Source organism: Scopulibacillus darangshiensis, assembly GCF_004341035.1.
In the GTDB taxonomy this organism is placed as follows: Bacteria; Bacillota; Bacilli; order Bacillales; family Sporolactobacillaceae; genus Scopulibacillus; species Scopulibacillus darangshiensis.
Genome location: NZ_SLXK01000010.1, coordinates 83773 through 100086, shown reverse-complemented (window position 1 = coordinate 100086; position 16314 = coordinate 83773). Strand labels below are relative to the sequence as shown.

The following is a 16314-nucleotide window of genomic DNA, read 5'->3' as shown; positions in this document are numbered from 1 at the left end:
AAAGACATACAGTGGGCAATTATAGACATAAACGTCAGGTAGCACATATGACAAATGTCATGGTTCCCTACTCTATTAACGGTATCCGACACCAAAGCGGATCAGGTTTATTTTTTCGTATATTATCGTTTTTCCAAAACCAAAAAAGGATGTCCCGATCCTTCCGCCGGACATCCTTCAGGCACGATTAACTCCTATTCGTTACCGCTGGCTGCTTCTTTCTTGGCTCACGGGCACGATTCGCCCTCTTGCATGCCCGTCCCAGCCATTTTTCCCGATCCATAGTTATCACGATCAGCTGTGTGCGCTAACCCCGGCAAGCGGCCGCTCATAATTTAACCCATCACTGGGCTGAGGTCTATCCTTCCAGCGGAGGCCTTCACCGTTAAATTGGGGCAACCAGGGTGCTAATGCTTCTAACATCTCATCACACATCCGCCAAACCTCATTCGTATTGCATACAGCCGCCGTTAATGGATCGTGCAGAACAGCTAATTTCACCAAATCACGATCACCATTCAATGCCGCCTCTACCGCCATTTCCTGTACACTTATGCTCGTGCGGCATGTTGCTGCGCATTGCAGCGGCAAATCCCCGATGAAAGTGGGATGGATTCCACCGGCATCGACATAACAAGGGATTTCAATCGTACTCCTATTTGGAAGATTTGTGATCATATTCTTATTCTCTACATTAAAATGGCCTCGGTATGGTCGGCCGGTTTCTAGGGCTTCAATAATGTATGACGCATGTTCATCAGAACGGGAGATGCTTAATTGTCTGTCATCGGCATCATTTGGATCCGGGAAATTTTGAATGAAACGCTCAGCCTGTTTGCGGTATTCTTTTAAGTATCCCGCAGAAACTCCCCCAATCCAATCCTTGGAATAAATCCATTGGTCCAGCTCATCTTTCCTTTTGCGGTACCATGGCAGATATTCACTTAAATGACCATTGGATTCCGTTGAAAAATAACCGAACCGCTGCAAGACATCGATTCTGCACGGTTCCCTTTCCGCCAATTCTTTATCTTTCTGTAGAGCTCCCAATATTTTGGGTTTCATATCCTGACCTCTGTAACTCGCTTTAATGTACCATGTTTGATGATTAATACCCGCCGCTGTAATCTTAAGCTCGTCCTTAGGAATGCCGAGTGCCTTCGCCAACAAGTGATGGCCGCCTTGTACACCATGGCATAAACCGATGAACCGAACCCCGCCAGCTCTTCTCAGTGCCCAAGTATTGATAGCCATTGGATTGGCATAATTGATAAGCAACGCACCTGGTGCCGCTTCTCTCATATCCTTGGCAAGGTCAAGCAACGCTGGAACCATTCTTAAACCATAAAAAATACCTCCAGGTCCAAGCGTATCGCCAACACATTGGTCAACACCGTATTTTAAAGGGATCTCGATATCATGTTCAAGCGCTGTTAAACCGCCGACGCGAATGGTACAAAGCACATAATCCGCGTCCTTAACAGCCTCTTTTTGATTGACCGTCTCTATTATATTTGCCGGAAGCCCGTTCCTGTTAATAATTGCGCGGCAAAATTTTGCCGCGCTGTTTAAATTGGCATGATTCACATCCATGAACCGAAACTCCGTATCGCAAAATTCCGGAACAGATAAGATATCCTTTACAATTCTTTTCGTAAATTCAATGCTGCCCGCTCCTATCATAGCAACCTTTATCATTTCCAAGCCTCCATTTCTGGTCCCTCTCTCCCCGCATCCTTTTCGTACCTTCTTTTCTTTAATTCACATTGCTTCTTGCCTTTGCTGCCAAATCAGACAAATTACTGGCACTTACCCCCAAGCTTTCGTACGGATCACCCTCGAAGTCTTCCTGCTCAACGATAAACCATTCCGTGCCATGCTTCATCGCTTCTTCTATCAGTTGTTGAAGAGGCAGCTCACCTTTGCTGATCTCAGTGCTCACAGTCTTTTCGCCAACTGTTTTGATATCTTTAACATGCAAAGAAAGGCATCTATCTTTATATTCTGTGATGATAGAATAAGGATCCACCCCTGAATAGCTCGCCCAATAACAATCAAGCTCCATTTTTACGATATCAGGGTCCGTATTTTTAAATATCAGTTCAAACCCAGTCTGGCCGTTCACTTCTTCAAATTCAAAATCATGATTGTGATAGCCAAACGTGAATCCCTCCTCCTTGCACCTTTGGCCAATATCATTAAATAATTCAGCAGACTTTCGCCAGGCATCCTCACTATCCCTCATATGTTTTGGCAGTGCTGGACATATGATTAATTGGTTGCCAAGCTTTTCGTGTTCAAACAACACACGGTCTAGGGCCTCTCCCTGTAATTGCTCAATTGGCACATGCGCCCCTGCGGCAGTAATCCCCTTCCGTTCCATTAAGTCCGCTACGTCTTCAATAGGGGTATCATAAAAACCTGCAAATTGAATGCTTTCGTAACCTAAATCTGCGACCCGTTCGATAGTATTTAAAAAATCCTTCTCCGCGTCTTTCCAAACAGAAAAAAGCTGCAAGCCTACTCTAGCCATGTTTTTTCGCTCCCTTAATTAATTTTTATAATGCCTTAACACAGTTCTAAATTATTTGATGCCATTTATAATGAATTGATCAAGTTTAACGGCTTCGCCTGTTTCAGCAGATTGATAGAGTCCTTGTATAATCCGTTGCAAGATCACCCCTTCACGTGCTGTAGACAAAGGTGTTGTTTGATTTAGGCAAGCATCAACAAACCTTTCAATTTCCAACTCGTGGTACCCCTTTTTTGGCAGCTTGATTGGCGTCAGATTCACTAGCGTATCATGCTTTTCTTGATAGATTCTTAGTGGGAACAAATCAGCGCCGCCTTCGTCACCCATAAGGGAGACATTCATTTCATCAACCTTTTCTACATTTGCAGCAAATGACGAGTTAAGCAGGATCGAAGCACCATTCTTAAAGGTGATCATGCCTCTTGCCATATCCTCAATGGTGAAATTTTCCCAATCCCATTCACCCATTAAACCAACACCTTTACGGTTGCCCAGCTTTTGATAGGTTGCCCCGAGTACAGTATCAGGCTCAGGGTAATCCATCAGATATAAGGCCGTATCCAGCATATGGACCCCAATGTCAATTAGCGGCCCCCCTCCCTGCAGCTCTTTATTTGTGAACACACCCCAGCCGGGAATCCCGCGGCGTCTCATCGCATTGACATTGACGGAATAAATGCTGCCAATTTCACCGGCATCCACGAAGCGTTTGAGTGCTTCTGTTTCCGGAGCGTGGCGAAAATGAAAACCATAGGTTAATATTTTGCCCGCTTCCTCGGCTGTTTGTGCCATTTCCTCAGCTTCTTGAATATTCATGGCAGGTGGCTTTTCACATAGAACATGACACCCTGCATTTAAGGCTGCAATGCTAGCTTCTTTATGGAATTTGTTCGGTGTACATACACTCACAGCATCCAAATCCTGCTTTTCCAACATGTCTTGATAATGGCCATACATGTTTGGGATATTAAATTTTTGGGCGCATTCCTCTGCTTTTTCCTTAGCAACATCAGCAACTGCCGCAATCTCTGCCTTTTCTCCGCATTTTAAATAGTTTGGGATGTGGACGCCCTGGGCAATCCCGCCGGCTCCAATTAATCCTACCTTCAATGTCTTGGTCATGTTCTTTTCCTCCCTAAGGTTGATATATCTTTGTCATTCATTTAAAACCTAAGCCTTAAAGTCTTTACGATAGCCTTATAATGGGGCCATTGGATTGCTCGTTTCTACCGAAAGCGGAACAGCGATCACTTCTACGCCATGCTGGCGAATTTGTTGTAAAATGGCTCTATCTGCAAGTTCACTTGTGATTAACATATCAATATCCCCAAACTCACAGAAGGAAACAAGACCAGCCTTTGACAACTTGCTGTGATCAGCCAAAATGATAATTTTGTCACCGGATGTTGCCATTTGGCTCTTAATTTTCGCCTCGTATAAATCGGAGCTTGTAAAGCCTTGGTTTAAAGAAATACCTGATGTGCCAAGAAAAACATAGTCTGCACTATAATTTTTCAGCTCTGTTTCTGCTTGGGGACCTACAAAACTCATCGAATTGCGCCTTAACTTTCCACCTAACATATAGACGGAGTAGGTTGTATTCTCCGAGCATTGATCAACGACATTTAAGCCATTAGATATGATGGTGAGATCATTTTTGTTCTTTAGATGCCTTGCTGTGTACCACGTTGTAGAACCTGCATCAAGTATGACAATTTCTCCATCTTTAACGAGTTCAGCTGCACGCCTCCCGATCGCATCCTTCTCCTCCGAGTATTGGTTTTGCCGCTGCCGGACAGGGGGGATGTTATCATTTTTTTCCTCCTTTTCAATGAGCATCGCTCCACCATAATTTTTTTTAAGAAGACCCTCTTGTTCAAGCTGTGTTAAATCCCTGCGGATCGTTTCTTCTGAGACTTGGAAAACCTTTACAAGCTCAGATACCTTAACACTGCCTTCTTTAAGCACCAACTCTTTAATTTTGTTTCGTCTTTGGGCCACAATCAATCTCCTCGCCATCCTTTACTTTTAAATAACTATCAGAAAAATTCACGTTATCTTTTTCTTCGTTCATTTTAACACGTACAAAAGCTTAGCTGTATTTTCTTATACATCGTATATCTCGTCCAAAATGTTTAATTCGCGGAAGTTTTTTTACCAGTTATGCTCCCGATTAAACACACTTACTTCACGGTTTTGCACGGTATCACAGGCAAAAAGATACATAGCTGTTGACCAGGATTGGCCCCCATAACCCATAGGCTGCCCGGAAATTCCATGGAACCACTCATTGAATTCCCACTCTTTGGTCTTGCATCGTTGTCCACCATTCACGATCCCAATGTGTATGGTGATAAACAATCACTTTATAAGAAGTTTGCAAGAGGCATGCTCCATTCTGTTATTAAAATCAGCCTTTCGTCCCTGCCGTTATATTCATGCCTTCAATGAAGTAACGTTGGAAAATAAAGAACAGGATAATCACCGGCAGCAGCACCAATAAGGATCCTGCCATCAAATAGTTCCACTCTGTTGACACGTGTCCTTTGAAAAAGGCTAACCCAATTTGCAGGGTGTACATGTACTGCTCGTTTACATACAACAACGGTCCCAAGAAATCATTCCATGCCCCATTAAATGAGAAGATCGCAACTGTCGCAAGCGCCGGCTTCGTTAATGGGATCATCAGTTTCAGCCATATATAAAAATGGCTTGCCCCATCAATCTTGGCCGCTTCAATTAATTCATTTGGAATGGTCATGAAATATTGCCTTAGCAAAAAGATGAAAAAGGCATTGCCGAAAAGCGCCGGTATAATCAATGGAAAATACGTATTGATCCAGCCGATCTTTGAAAAGAAAACATATTGTGGTATCAGGGTTACGAAACCCGGAATCATCATCGTTGACAATACAATCATGAACAACGCATTTCGGCCCTTAAAATAAATTTTTGAAAAACCGTAAGCGATGAATGAGTTCATTACGACGTTTGCGATAACGACGCTTACAGTAATGAACAGTGTATTTAAGGCATACCCGAGGAATGGCGCTGATTGCAGTGTTTTAACATAGTTATCCCAGTGGATCTCTTTAGGAAAAAATGTTGGCGGAAATTGCATGATTTCCTGCATGGATTTTAATGATGTTGATAGCATCCACCAAATAGGAAACAAAAGAACAATGCTTCCAATAATAAGGAAAGATAAAATGATGATTGTTGACAAACGCTTTTTTGCTTTTACACTACTAAAATAATTGACTTGGTTCACTGGCCAGCTCATGAATTCTTCTCCCCTTCATAATGGACCCACCTAGGTGCTAGTTTAATATTTATAATCGTAAGAACCAATATGATCACAAACAAGATCCATGACATCGCCATGGCATATCCCATGTCAAAAACTTCAAATGCTTTATTCCACATATGCAAATTAAAAAACAATAACGAATTGGCAGGACCCCCGTCACCATTTTGCGACATGACATACGCTTCTTGGAAGATCTGAAAGCCGCCAATTGTACTTGTCACTAAATCGAAGAAAAGCACCGGTGTGATCATGGGCAATGTCACATGGCGAAACTTTTGGAAAGCATTCGCGCCGTCTATTTCTGCCGCTTCATATAATGACTTCGGCACGCCTTGCAAGCTAGCCAAGTACAGTAGCATGCTGCCCCCGACGCTCCATAGTTTCATAAAGATTAATGCAGGCTTTGTCCATTTAGGGTCAAAGAGCCAGGCGGGCCCATTTATGCCAAACCAGTCTAAAACGGTATTCACCAAGCCTGTTGGACTCAAAAGCTGCATCCATAATAAGTAAACCCCAACACCGGACAAGATCGCAGGCAAGTAATAAATGGTACGGAATATCCTCATGCCAGGAACTTTTTGATTTAACAAAACGGCTAAAAGCAACGCAGCTACAACTGTTATCGGCACTGATATCACAACATAGTACAATGTATTAAATAGTGACGTCCAAAATAGGTCATCGTTCGTAAACATTCTGATATAATTTTTCAACCCAATAAAATCCATATGTGACGTAATATCGTAGTTTGTAAAACTTCCATAAAAGGAAAATAGCAACGGTCCGGCTGTAATAAATACCATCCCTATGAGCCAGGGGGCAATAAAAAGGTAACCTTGCAAGCTTTCTTTCCTTTGTAAACTTGACTTCCTTTTTACTTTTTTGATTTGATTTGAATGAATGGCCGTTTTTATCGGCGGCTCCATCATGTCTCTCATCTCCTTAATGATAAATAGGGGGCTCACCCCCCCTATTTAAATGTGATCACTGATGATTACTGATTAGCTTTTCGACTGCCTTTTGGGCATCATTCATAGCCTGCTCCGGCGACTTCTTGCCCGCCATGGCCTTATCAATTTCCGGATTGATGATGCTTGTATAATCCGGTGCTGAGAGTGGTGTTGGTGTTATTTCGGTTTCGTTAAAATATTCAGAAATGAACTTATATGTCTTTTTCCCTTTGGCATTTAACAAATCACTAGTGGCGGCAGCCTTTGCTCCTGCTTTATTGGCAACCAAATCAAAGTTTTTTGCAGCCCAATACGCTTGTGACTTTTTACCTGTTAAATACTTGATGAATTCCCAAGCTTCTTTTGGATGCTTCGCTCCTTTGGGAATTTCCGCTGCAAATCCTCCGCCCCAACTTGTATGTCCCGATCCTTTTGTCTTGGCCGGAAGCTTCGTAATGCCCCAATTAATATCTTTTCCATAGTCTCTTAATTGTGTGTAGAACGTTGCTGCTTCGGTATACATGGCCACTTTTCCAGCAATAAAGGGGTTAGCTTGTTGCTGCCCAAATTGGGCTTTATATTGTTGGATTGTATTTTTTCCATAATGGTTCTGGAATTTCAAGGCCCAATTAAGTGCATCAATGTTATCTTGATCATTAACTACGGGCTTGTTCTTTTCATAATCAAAGAAAGATGTGCCGTCCGCATTCAACATCCAAACATCGGCACCTACACCCCATAAAGGGTAAAATCCGATTGTCTTATATTTTCCGTTTTCCTTAACATCCAGCTTCTTGGCGTATGACCAGAGCTCATCCCATGTTTGCGGCGGCTTATTTGGGTCTAGACCAGCCTTTTTAAATAGATCTTTATTGTAATAAAGGACACGTTCATCCGTATTAAAAGGTACGCCATAAGGGTGATTCTTATAGAGAACCGTTTGCCACAGCTGAGGATAAAATCGATCTTTAAAAGACGAATCTTTTATATATTTACTGAGATCGGTGTTTTGATTTTTCGCTGCTCGGTGCTGAACAGTGTTAATATCATTAATGACAACGTCAGGCGGATTGCCTGCTGCAACCGCTGCAAGTTCTTTGGTCCAAATATCTCCATATGGGAGATATGTGTGTTTCACATAGATTTTATCTTGTGATTTATTAAAATCATTAATAATCTTTTCAATGACTGGCTTTCGGGTTTCAGATCCCCAGAACGTCCAAAAATCAACGGTTACTTTCCCCTCTTTGCTTGCAGAGGATTCCTTGCTTCTCGTTCCGGCGCAGCCTGATAGCAGGCTAATTGATAGAATGGCTATCATAACGATTAAAACGTTCTTCCTTACCAAACCTTTCAAATGACATCACCCATCCCTTCTCATTTTTTAAAACCCAACAATCACAAAAACAACAATAATAGTTGTGGTATTTTATGTATTTTCATTATTTATTTACCGATTATAGTTAAGTGTTATGGTTTATATTAAGTTATTTTGTGGTATTTTGTGTCTTGTTTATATTATTAAATGTAACCGCTTGCGTTGTCAATATATTTTGTAAATTTAATTTATAATAAATTCTCTGTTGCGTTCTAGTCACTCACCTCTTTTATGTAAATAAAGAAAACTTGCCGATTGGCAAGCTTGTTCGAAAGAAACTATTTAATTAAGCAGCGGATTAATAATACTGCAGATCGTGTAGGCTATTAAAGCGCCGAAAATCATTATTGCAAAGCCTGTAAAATATAATAACAATAAAGCAATAGCTAGAATACAGACCATCATGATGATCGATTTTACCGGCTGCCTAATAATTGAAAGAACCGATAGCATGAAGGTTTTCGGAATGGAATAGTTATAGTGAACTAATATGGGAATGGCGTATAAGGAAGCCATGAAATACAAAATAAAAAAAGTCACGAGAGCATAACCTAGGACTAGAAGGAAAGGGCTGTGGTACATTGTAATGATTTTATAATCAACATACAATATAGCCCCAAAGACCAGAATGATTGCCGAGAATATATAAACCTTCCAGACTTTTAAATACTTAGTAAACTCCCGCCAAAATAATGATGCATTCACCTCATGATGATCCATTCCCTTTTTGCATTTTAACAGAATTGAAAACATTGCAAATGTGGAAGGAACAAACGTTATAATAGCTAATGAGAGAGCAAGCCACAACACATTCATCCATATGATGAGCCCAATCCAGTCCATTCCCTTTTTATAATAACCCCAATTCATATGCGCAACTCCTTTCCCCGCTTTTTATAACATCCATCGCCTTCTATAAATCAGGTAAATAGGTTCCTTCTCTCTTGTCTTCGGTTTTCTCTTCAAATACAATTTGACCTTCAACCATCGCCCACCCCCATCGCTTGTAAGGCATCCGTAATCAATACCATTCCGTCTGGACCCTTTAATCGATGCATCAAGCGTATTATAGCAGGATGCAAGTGGACGTTATCTACGATGGCTTGCAAACTGACATATTTTTCTTCAAATGCTGCAACGATCAGACCGGGATCACGATGATGGATCGGGCGCATGCCATTGAAACAGTGTGTGATATGAGTTGCTCCAGCATTAAAGGCTTGTTTGGCCTCATCATACGTTGCATCAGAGTGGGCGAGGGCTATAATAACGCCTTTCCTTTTCAAAAAGGCGATTAAGTCCATTCCTCCCGGTAATTCGGGAGCTACGGTAACCATCTTTATCAATGATCCCGCTTCCTTAAATATTTCATTCATTTCATTGACATCAGGTTGACGCAAGACGCTTTCATTCTGCATCCCTTTTCGTTTCGGGTTAAGATAAGGGCCTTCAAGATGGATCCCGGCAATTTTTGCCCCTTCCTCTTTTCCAATGACGCGCTTAACACTGCGGATCATGTCTATTAAATCCTTAATGGTAGAACTGACAGATGTGGCGAGGAACGAGGTGCAGCCTGTTGCAGCGCACCTCAGTGACACCTCCTGGATACTCCGTTCAGTGCCATCCATCATATCAAAGCCGCCTGCACCATGGATATGAACATCAATCATCCCAGGTATAAGCAGACATCCCCCGCCATCAATGACCTCATAATCTCCTTTTAGAACAGAAGCATCCCCTATTTCAATCTTCTCAATTTTACCATAGATAATAAATACGCTAGCGGCGGGGACAACCCTGTTTTCCCATATGATCTGTACGTTATGGATTTTTTTTTAGTCATAGAGGCTTTCTCCTTAATGGCTTAATTAAAGATAAAATTTTTAGGACAAAACATATTCTGGTTTATACTCACGAAACGCCGGATTTTCGCCGCATACCATCAACCCTTGCCCCCAGTTGACATGGACATTTTCCGCAGGCAAATCGGCCGGATCGCGATATTGAAACAAAACGTTGCGTCTCATCCGCTGACTTCGGTTAATATCGGACCCATGAATGGTTAAATAGTTAAAAAAGAGGACATCACCCGCTTGTGCCGGGCAAGGCGTTCCCATTTCAATCGGGTACTTTTCATGATCTAAGTGATGGCTCCCAAGGTGTTCGATCGGTCCCTGTTTATGTGATTTTGGGACAACATGCAGACAGCCGTTCTCCATATCTGCATCATCAATGGCAACGCTTGCCGCGAGCATTGAATGCTGAGTATGAGGGAAATATGGATAATCTTGGTGCATAGGAAAAGCAGCACCCTTCTCAGGCGGCTTCACTAACATTTTTGAATGGTGAAGCTGGACATTCGGTCCAATAAGCTTTGACAGGATCGCAACCATGTTTGGGTGAACAACGGCTTTTGTAAATGACGCGGCGTGATAATGAACATCATGGTACCCCTTTAACACTAACTGCTTCAATTCTTCTTGCGGGAGATAACTGCCCTGCCACGTATGATTACGATCTAATTCCGCTTTCGACGCCCGGTCAATAATGCTGTCCACCGCGTTTTTCATGTTTTCGACTTCATCACTACTAAATACACCTTTGACAAGCAAGTAACCGTTTTCATTGTAAAAATCAACATCCTTTGATAAAATCATGACCAAACTCCTCCTTCTTTTGCACATGGATACGCCATGTGGTTGCCTTTTATTTTAGATTCGGCAAGTCAAATTGTCTTTGTAAACACGTGCCACTATTTTGTACTTTTAAGACAAAAAGGGGAACCTGCGATGAACCTATCTGAAAACTCGTGTTATACCGCTCGGACAAATTTGGATCAACAAATTACTAGATTGCGAAGTAATAGAGCTTCATTTAATGTCCATTACTGGGGTGCGACCCGCCATCACTATGATAACCCGGTACATAAACATTCCTTTTTTGAAATATGTTATGTCGTTGACGGGGAAGGGACTTATCAAGATCACGGCATCGACTATCCCTTAAGAAGCGGCGTCATCTTTTGTTCGCGTCCTGATATCTCGCACCAAATCCGCAGTAAGGATGGATTGTATCTTTTGTTCGTAGCCTTTGAAATGGAGGAATCTGAATGCACAGAAGAAACGATACAACAATTCCACCGTTTAAAACATAAAGAAACATTTCTCATCGATGATGCTCATGGGACGCCAACTGCTTTAATTTGGCGTGCTCTTATAACACAAGCTTCACAAAAGTTCTCATTGAACGATGGGCTGCAGCACCTTTCACACGCTTTGCTGTGGTCGTTCGTCCCGTTGTTCAAAGCCCACAATGAAGTCGCGCAGAAACGATTGCCGCAAACCGCAAAGACTTTGTACCAAGCAAAGCTTTTTATCCGTGATAACCTCACGCAACCCCTTTCTCTCGAAACCGTCGCCGACTATCTGCATATTTCCGCCCGCCACTTATCTCGGATTTTCTCGGCAGAAACTGGTGAAACATTTAAGAACTATGTTAAGAAGGAAAGAATCAATCAAGCCTCAAATATGCTTTTATCGACCGAATACCCCATTAAATACATTGCAGAAGCGACAGGATTTAACTCCGTTCATTATTTTACGCGAGTATTTACTAGAGAAACGGGAAAATCGCCGGCACTATTCCGTAAAGAATCTATTTAAAGAAAATGATGGCTTTTTTCATACGAACACCGCCTTGTTTTAAAGCAACTTATTTTCGGATCATGATGATGCTAGATTCGAAGCTTCTCGTTTACTTTTCAAATATTGAAAGGCTTGCATAATAAAATCTTCGCTGCCAAAGCTGCCCGATTTTAATATGAACACTTTTTTGGGATCAGTCAGGGTGATGCATGAGGGCAGTCCAGGCTGCAGTTCTTCAAGCACTCTAAGCCCTTTAATCCCAAGGGTTTCGCAGACGGCTGCTGAGGTATCGCCGCCAGCAACAATCAATCCATTTTGTTTAACCTCACCTGCTGCTGATGCAACGATGGATGATAATGAACTAGATATATATAGTGATGTTTTCTCATTGGTCCACCCCTTTTGGGCGCCAATTCGTTTGGTTTTCTTGACTTCCTCAGGCTGATGTGACGTATGAACAATAACGTCTTTGCCGCTTTTCAACTGCTGAATGATATGAGCTGACAGGGCTTTCGTGGCTTCATTGCCCTTATCAATCAGCTCCGGTGTAGACAGCTCAAAAATAGCAGCATCTGAATGGCTCCTCATATAATCGATTTGATGTTTGGTTTGCGGCGTCAGGCTCCCTGCTGCACATAGGATCCCCATTTTCGAATTGTATTGGGGAACAGCTTGTTCATGCCTGTTCCCGGCATAATCCCACACTTTAGACAATTCCTCAGCAATGGCGGAAGCGCCGCAAATGACAGGCTGATCCTTTACGGCTTCTGCAATCGTCTTAAGATCCCGCTGGTCTAATACGTCCAAAATGACGTAATTAAATCGCTGTTTTAGTTCTTTTAACTCTTCTTTTAACTTTCTAGCGCCTGCCCTGATTATGCGGTGAGAAATCATTGTTACCTTTCGCTTCGTTTGCTTTTGCAAGATATTAATTAAATCGGACTCATCCATGGGATGTACAGGATCATCCTTGAACGCCGAATCTTCTAATTTCACCCCATGGACATAATGGATGCCGTCCTTAGTGATTCTCCCGTTTTTTGGAAAGCCAAGGATAACAGCCGCGAAAGGCTCATCAAGCGCATCTAACATGGCATCAAATTCGGCTCCAATATTTCCCCGAAAGACAGAACATGTTTTATTAAAATAAGTTTTGGCACCTATCTTTTGTAATTCTTTCGTTGCTTGATATACCTTCTGATAAGCACGGTCTTTGGAATCAAATCTGGAATGTGTGTCAGCGATTAAAACATCTGACTTTCCATCTCCTTCTTTAACTAATGATTCATAGGGATAGATGTCAGCGACATAGCCATTTTTGCCAAACATGATGCCGATATCGTTCGAACCGGTAATATCATCTGCGACAACCCCTATCATAGGTCGCCCCACCTCTTCCTTGGCTTATAAGTTGAATCATCCAAAAATAACGCGATCCGCTCTTTATCTAATAATGCCAGCTCGCTATTCACGGCTTTTGCCTGAATCACCATTTTTGAAGTGAATTCCAATGTTTCCAAAGCAGCTTTTGCCTTTGACAATGTCTTGTCATAGACCAAAACCCCGTGGTTTTCCATTAAAATAATGTCTGCTTTATCCGCTGCCTGCCGAACAGCTTCGCCAAGCTCTTTCGATCCAGGTTGAAAAAAGGGCACACGTTCGATCTTCTCCAAATAGTACATTTCTTCAACAAACAATCCTTTCGGCAGCTCCAGATTGGAGCAGGCTATTAACGTGCTATAAAAGGGGGTGGCATGAATAATCCCCCCAATGTCTTGTCTTTCCTCGTAAATGGCTTGATGCATCGGCAACTCTTTGGATGCCTTTCTGCCTCCGCTCCACTTTTGTTCTCCAAATGCGCAATCAACTAAATCCTCTTCGCTTAAATTGCCTAGTTCTGAGCCGCTGGCAGTGATCAGACAACTGTCCTCTCCCAGGCGGATGCTGATATTTCCTGAATTACCTAGTGTAAAGCGATTCTCCGTTAGGAACTGTCCCAGCTCGCGAATAGTATGTTCATTATCCATGGCTATCCTCTGCCCTTTCCCACTCCAGCAGATCCGTTTCAGTGACTGGCTTCCCTGGATCCTTTGGAATCCGGAATGTCTTTATTTCACACGGCTTGAAGGCTGTCTTAATCTCCCGGTTCCATTTTGGCAGAACAATTGTGGCTTCGGTGGCCGTATTAACCGTTTCATAGCATCTTAATATAAGGTCGTCGTTGTCTTCAGCCTTCTTTAAAGCACTGACGAGGATATTATCATTATCAATTGAAATATAGGAATCTGTTTGCGGCAACGTACCATGATGATATGTTTCTATGATTGAAACAGGTTGTTGGTTGAGCTCCCATGCCCGTTTGACAGTACCGGCCGTTTCCCAATTGCCTTCATGCGGATAGAGACTATAAGTGAACTGCTGAATCCCTTGGTCAATAATAGAATAATGACCGTCCTCTTCCGGCACAGTCGGATCATGATGCGCATAAATAGGACTTCTAAGCACTGTGATGCTCATTTCTTTATTATGAATATCAAAGCTGTACTTCCCATCATTTAATATACTGAGACCATACATATTGCCAGTTGGTTGATGTGTGCCGGACAAATCAAACCATTTTTGTCCCGGTTCTTCTTCACCATTGCATTCTCTGACTTTGTTCCCATAAGGGATGTCATACGTCCCTTTTCTGAATACCAAATTAATAGGGAATTTTAGTTTTACTGCTTTCATTTTTTCCTGCCAATTCATTTTCACATGGACATCGATTTGATTAAGTTCCTTATACATCGTGATATCCTGCACAAGGGTTGAACGGCTGTACTCGCTTATGACACGGATCACCGACTTTACCGGGCCGTACTCCACCCTTTTAATCTTGATAGGTTTGAACACACCGCACTCATTTTCGTAGCGCAGCACATCGTGTGACCATGTATCACTTTTGTCCTCCAGCACAACAGGACGGGCAGCGGGTCCGTCTAAAATTTCCATTTTATTATTTATATCGTATAGGCTTGTGATAAAGCCTGTCTCTGGGTCAACTTCCACCCTATAGTTCCCATTTTCTAGCGTGTAGTCATTTGCTTTTATAGGGGCAAACATTTTCTTGGAAGACATCCGTTTTAATTTATAGACACGGTATCCTAATGGAGGAAGCTTTGCAATAAAGCTGAGACGGTAGCGCCCCCCGGCCGTAGCATGAGACTTAACGGTTTGCATCGGTATTTCAATCCCTTTTTCATCCGTTAAAATGTGATCTTCCTTTAAGCCGCCGACCTCCAATTCCATGTTCACGTTTGTCTCCCATGAATGCGGATTAAAGACAACAATCGGCTTCATCGCTTCATCTTCTTCAATGTCAATTTGCCAAGAAAACGATTGAACGGCATAGTTTAAGCCCCGCTCGGCAATCGACATGGCTTCACCGTATGCATGTCTTGCATCGTCATAAGCCACTTCCAAACTTGTCCCTGCCAAGATATCGTGAAATTGATTAAATAATGTATTTTTCCAGGCTTGCCCATAGTTATCAGGATAGGCTTGTCCGGTTGTCCAATGCGCTAAGGCTGACATTTTTTCCGATTTTAATAATAGGTGCTCACTCTTCCTGTTCCACTGCTTAATGCCTGAATGGGCTGCATAACACCCGCTCGCATGATGCTGGAAATCATCGTGAACAATGGGAAACGGAATATTCTTTTGTTCTATCGTTTTAAAATAATCATTAGGTGAACTAAAGGTCATATTTGGAAAGTTGGGGTTATTGTTCAATCGCTTTATGCTTTCGATATTTTCTTTGGTTGGGCCGCCCCCATGATTGCCAACGCCATAAAAACACATCAGGTCATTAAAAGGTTCGCGCAGCTCCCCGGCATTTCGCTGAACATGCTTATCAAGTTCTTTTCCCCAGGTGCAATATTCAAAAGGAATTCTGTAGGTTAGCACCCGAGAGCCATCATCGGATTCCCACCAAAATACTCTTGAAGGCAGCCCCTTTTCCTGAGGCGACGGGCGCATGAAGACATAATAATCCATACCGCTTTGCTTTAATATTTGAGGCAGCATGCCGTGATGGCCAAAGCTGTCAACGTTGTACCCGACCTTCGCCGTTACCCCGAATTTCTCTTTGAAATATCTTTGGCCATATAATCCTTGGCGGACAAATGATTCCCCCTCTGGGATATTGCAATCCGGCTGCACCCACCAGCCGCCGACGATCACCCAGCGCCCTTCTTTCACCCGCTGTTTTATTTCCTCAAACATGCCAGGTTCATTATTTTCAATCCATTCGTAATTCGCCGCTGAACTATTCGTAAAGATGAAATCGTCATATTCCGCCATTCGATCAAGCGCGGAACGAAAGGTTGCCTTTGTTTCCTGGAATCCTTCTTGCCATTGCCATAGCCATACGGGATCCAAATGGGCATTGCCAATCATATATAACGTGCCAGTCTTCTTTTCGGTCATTGTAGCATTAGGGTGATGTGACATCTTTA

13 protein-coding genes and 1 pseudogene are annotated in these 16314 nt (G+C 42.5%); 1 reads left to right on the top strand and 13 read right to left on the bottom strand.

Features of this window, described 5'->3' with window-relative positions; translation table 11 throughout:
* Positions 1 to 294: 294 nt before the first annotated feature.
* The 10 genes and pseudogenes from melA to EV207_RS09030 all read right to left on the bottom strand — a co-directional run bounded on the left by melA (position 295) and on the right by EV207_RS09030 (position 10828).
* Positions 295 to 1698 (bottom strand): alpha-galactosidase, encoded by a 1404-nt coding sequence (gene melA / locus EV207_RS09080; RefSeq protein WP_132745832.1) that lies wholly within the window; start codon positions 1696 to 1698, stop codon positions 295 to 297.
* 58 nt (positions 1699 to 1756) lie between these two features.
* Positions 1757 to 2533 carry a sugar phosphate isomerase/epimerase family protein gene (locus EV207_RS09075; RefSeq protein WP_132745831.1) on the bottom strand — a complete coding sequence of 259 codons (777 nt, stop codon included), beginning with the start codon at positions 2531 to 2533 and terminating at the stop codon, positions 1757 to 1759.
* 51 nt (positions 2534 to 2584) lie between these two features.
* On the bottom strand, positions 2585 to 3655 hold the full coding sequence (locus EV207_RS09070) for a Gfo/Idh/MocA family protein (RefSeq protein WP_132745830.1): 1071 nt from the start codon (positions 3653 to 3655) through the stop codon (positions 2585 to 2587).
* A gap of 75 nt (positions 3656 to 3730) precedes the next feature.
* Positions 3731 to 4534, bottom strand: a complete 804-nt coding sequence (locus EV207_RS09065; RefSeq protein ID WP_165886886.1) for a DeoR/GlpR family DNA-binding transcription regulator — start codon at positions 4532 to 4534, stop codon at positions 3731 to 3733.
* 409 nt (positions 4535 to 4943) lie between these two features.
* Positions 4944 to 5816 (bottom strand): carbohydrate ABC transporter permease, encoded by an 873-nt coding sequence (locus tag EV207_RS09055; protein WP_132745827.1) that lies wholly within the window; start codon positions 5814 to 5816, stop codon positions 4944 to 4946.
* Positions 5813 to 6772: a carbohydrate ABC transporter permease gene (locus EV207_RS09050; protein ID WP_341539798.1), complete on the bottom strand. Its 960-nt coding sequence runs from the start codon at positions 6770 to 6772 to the stop codon at positions 5813 to 5815. The genes EV207_RS09055 and EV207_RS09050 overlap by 4 nt, the downstream gene beginning before the upstream one ends.
* Before the next feature lie 55 nt (positions 6773 to 6827).
* Positions 6828 to 8150 (bottom strand): ABC transporter substrate-binding protein, encoded by a 1323-nt coding sequence (locus EV207_RS09045; protein ID WP_243647003.1) that lies wholly within the window; start codon positions 8148 to 8150, stop codon positions 6828 to 6830.
* A gap of 303 nt (positions 8151 to 8453) precedes the next feature.
* On the bottom strand, positions 8454 to 9041 hold the full coding sequence (locus EV207_RS09040) for a DUF624 domain-containing protein (protein ID WP_132745826.1): 588 nt from the start codon (positions 9039 to 9041) through the stop codon (positions 8454 to 8456).
* Positions 9042 to 9154: 113 nt separating this feature from the next.
* A pseudogene (gene nagA, locus EV207_RS09035) lies at positions 9155 to 10000 on the bottom strand (N-acetylglucosamine-6-phosphate deacetylase); the annotation flags it as partial.
* Positions 10001 to 10054: 54 nt separating this feature from the next.
* Positions 10055 to 10828, bottom strand: coding sequence for a phytanoyl-CoA dioxygenase family protein (locus EV207_RS09030; protein ID WP_132745824.1), 774 nt, complete (start codon positions 10826 to 10828; stop codon positions 10055 to 10057).
* 132 nt (positions 10829 to 10960) lie between these two features.
* On the opposite strand from EV207_RS09030, the gene EV207_RS09025 reads away from it, so the two are divergent.
* Positions 10961 to 11833 carry an AraC family transcriptional regulator gene (locus EV207_RS09025; protein ID WP_165886885.1) on the top strand — a complete coding sequence of 291 codons (873 nt, stop codon included), beginning with the start codon at positions 10961 to 10963 and terminating at the stop codon, positions 11831 to 11833.
* Positions 11834 to 11893: 60 nt separating this feature from the next.
* On the opposite strand, the gene EV207_RS09020 is transcribed toward EV207_RS09025, so the two are convergent.
* Genes EV207_RS09020 through EV207_RS09010 form a run of 3 tightly spaced genes read right to left on the bottom strand, consistent with a single transcriptional unit; the run spans position 11894 to position 16309 of the window.
* Complete coding sequence (locus EV207_RS09020) at positions 11894 to 13195, bottom strand: four-carbon acid sugar kinase family protein (protein WP_132745822.1); 1302 nt, start codon at positions 13193 to 13195, stop codon at positions 11894 to 11896.
* A complete protein-coding gene (locus EV207_RS09015; protein ID WP_132745821.1) occupies positions 13192 to 13842 on the bottom strand; it encodes a class II aldolase/adducin family protein in 651 nt (216 codons plus the stop codon). Before EV207_RS09015 ends, EV207_RS09020 begins: the two co-directional genes overlap by 4 nt.
* On the bottom strand, positions 13835 to 16309 hold the full coding sequence (locus tag EV207_RS09010; protein WP_207902938.1) for an alpha-mannosidase: 2475 nt from the start codon (positions 16307 to 16309) through the stop codon (positions 13835 to 13837). Before EV207_RS09010 ends, EV207_RS09015 begins: the two co-directional genes overlap by 8 nt.
* Positions 16310 to 16314 lie beyond the last annotated feature (5 nt).

Bases quoted from the DNA above. Each gene is read 5' to 3' on its own strand.
- EV207_RS09075 (WP_132745831.1), bottom strand. From the start codon at position 2,533: ATGGCTAGAGTAGGCTTGCAGCTTTTTTCTGTTTGGAAAGACGCGGAG.
- EV207_RS09030 (WP_132745824.1), bottom strand. From the start codon at position 10,828: ATGATTTTATCAAAGGATGTTGATTTTTACAATGAAAACGGTTACTTG.
- EV207_RS09055 (WP_132745827.1), bottom strand. From the start codon at position 5,816: ATGAGCTGGCCAGTGAACCAAGTCAATTATTTTAGTAGTGTAAAAGCA.
- EV207_RS09020 (WP_132745822.1), bottom strand. From the start codon at position 13,195: ATGATAGGGGTTGTCGCAGATGATATTACCGGTTCGAACGATATCGGC.
- EV207_RS09010 (WP_207902938.1), bottom strand. From the start codon at position 16,309: ATGTCACATCACCCTAATGCTACAATGACCGAAAAGAAGACTGGCACG.
- EV207_RS09040 (WP_132745826.1), bottom strand. From the start codon at position 9,041: ATGAATTGGGGTTATTATAAAAAGGGAATGGACTGGATTGGGCTCATC.
- EV207_RS09025 (WP_165886885.1), top strand. From the start codon at position 10,961: ATGAACCTATCTGAAAACTCGTGTTATACCGCTCGGACAAATTTGGAT.
- EV207_RS09015 (WP_132745821.1), bottom strand. From the start codon at position 13,842: ATGGATAATGAACATACTATTCGCGAGCTGGGACAGTTCCTAACGGAG.
- EV207_RS09070 (WP_132745830.1), bottom strand. From the start codon at position 3,655: ATGACCAAGACATTGAAGGTAGGATTAATTGGAGCCGGCGGGATTGCC.
- melA (WP_132745832.1), bottom strand. From the start codon at position 1,698: ATGATAAAGGTTGCTATGATAGGAGCGGGCAGCATTGAATTTACGAAA.
- EV207_RS09050 (WP_341539798.1), bottom strand. From the start codon at position 6,772: ATGATGGAGCCGCCGATAAAAACGGCCATTCATTCAAATCAAATCAAA.